Raw genomic sequence first — 1,243 nt, 5'->3', positions numbered from 1 at the left:
GGTTCTGAATGCGGCCAAGGCACGCGATTTCCCGATGCTCGAGGCCGGCGTGCTGGTGATGGCGGCAATCTTCGTGCTGTCGGCGGCGGCCGGCGACCTCGTACTGGCGCTGCTCGATCCGCGGCAACGCCGCCGGACCTCGCCATGACAGATCTGGCGGAGTTTCCCGCACCACCGCGCTCCGTGGCCGGCTTTCCGGCAGTGCGCCGGATCCGCAGTGCTTTCGCCGGATTGCCGCCGTCGGTCGTGGTCGGATCGCTGCTGCTTCTGTTCTGGGTCGTGTGCGCCATAGCAGGCAACCTCTTCGTTCCCTACGATCCCTATGCCGAGGATTTCCTGGCGATGCTGACGCCGCCCGACGCGCTGCACTGGTTCGGGACCGATCAGCTCGGCCGCGACGTGCTGTCGCGCATTGTCGTCGGGTCGCGCGACATCCTGCTGGTTGCGCCGCTGGCGACGCTGGCCGGCGTTGCCGCCGGCAGCATCATCGGCCTGGTGCTCGGCTATTTCGACGGCCTGGTCGATGCCATCGGCGCGCGGCTGCTCGATACGCTGATGGCGTTTCCGTTCATCGTTCTCGTCACCATGACGCTGGTGGCCATCGGCCCGTCCAATCTAACGGTCATCCTGGTGATCGGCATCGCCTACGCGCCGCTGGTGGCGCGCACCGTCCGCGCCGCCGTGCGCGAGCAGAAGGAGCGCGACTATGTCAGCGCTGCGCGGCTTGGCGGCGAGGGCCCGCTCGCCATCATGTTCCTGGAGATACTGCCCAACATCAGGGAAACGATCCTCATCGAGCTCGTCACAAGGCTGGGCTACGCGTTCTTCTCGATCGCGACGCTGAGCTTTCTCGGCCTCGGCATTCAGCCGCCATCGGCCGATTGGGGGCTGGCCGTCGCCGACGGCTATGGTTTCCTGACCGGCGGCAAATGGTGGGTCGTCGTCTTCAATTCCGCGGCAATCGTTTCGCTGGTGATGGCAACCAATCTGATCGCACAAGGCATCGGCGCCTTCGAGAATAGCGATGCATGAGCCTTGATCGGGCGTGTCGAAAAATCTCTTTTGCATTGAAGCCTGACGCGCATCCTTATATCGCATGGCTATGAAGAAAATCGGTTTCCTGTCATTCGGGCACTGGACGCCCTCGTCGCAATCGCAAGTGCGCTCGGCTTCGGACGCGCTTTTGCAATCCATCGACCTCGCCGTCGCCGCCGAGCAACTGGGCGCGGACGGGGCCTATTAC

2 protein-coding genes are annotated in these 1,243 nt (G+C 64.3%); both read left to right on the top strand.

Going from position 1 to position 1,243, the window contains the following annotated elements:
* The first annotated feature begins 144 nt into the window (after window positions 1-144).
* A complete protein-coding gene (locus EN750_RS34990) occupies window positions 145-1,032 on the top strand; it encodes an ABC transporter permease (protein ID WP_127326506.1) in 888 nt (295 codons plus the stop codon).
* A gap of 70 nt (window positions 1,033-1,102) precedes the next feature.
* On the top strand, window positions 1,103-1,243 hold a 141-nt coding region (locus EN750_RS34985; RefSeq protein WP_145968222.1), incomplete at its 3' end, for an LLM class flavin-dependent oxidoreductase.

This window comes from Mesorhizobium sp. M7A.F.Ca.ET.027.03.2.1, from assembly GCF_003999175.1.
Lineage (GTDB): Bacteria > Pseudomonadota > Alphaproteobacteria > Rhizobiales > Rhizobiaceae > Mesorhizobium.
The sequence above is the reverse complement of the archived record's forward strand: the minus strand, read 5'-3'. Positions and strand labels throughout refer to the sequence as shown.

Bases quoted from the DNA above. Each gene is read 5' to 3' on its own strand.
- EN750_RS34990 (WP_127326506.1), top strand. From the start codon at position 145: ATGACAGATCTGGCGGAGTTTCCCGCACCACCGCGCTCCGTGGCCGGC.